1 protein-coding gene is annotated in these 366 nt (G+C 43.7%); it reads right to left on the bottom strand.

Features of this window, described 5'->3' with window-relative positions:
- The coding region (locus A3762_RS06695) for a carboxy terminal-processing peptidase (RefSeq protein ID WP_197469094.1) at positions 1-366 on the bottom strand (366 nt) is incomplete at both ends.

The raw sequence follows: 366 nt of genomic DNA, 5'->3' as shown, positions 1-366 counted from the left end.
CTACTTCGAGTTCGTCGCTCTGTGTCTTGCTTGCCTGAGCTTCGACGTCATCTTCCCAAGCCTTGAAATCAGCATATGGTTCTTTGCCTTCAAAGCTACGACGCTTGTTTTCTAGGTCGAGTTGCTCTTTTTCAGCTGTCTTGATTTCTTTTTGGCGAACTTCTTTATTGAGAGATACGCGATCTTTTGTGCGTTGCTTATCGAGCAATGCAATCTCTTCAAGTAAGACTTGGTATTCTTCGTTTTTCGCAAAGCGCTCTTCATGGCGTTGATTCAATACTGTTTCAACACCGTCGTTGCTAGCGAGTTGTTTAAAATCGGCCGCTGCAATAGCATCCCAAGGAAGAGCGTTTTCAAGAGAATTTT

It is taken from the genome of Oleiphilus sp. HI0125 (genome assembly GCF_001635355.1).
This window is presented reverse-complemented; position numbering and strand designations above follow the sequence as displayed.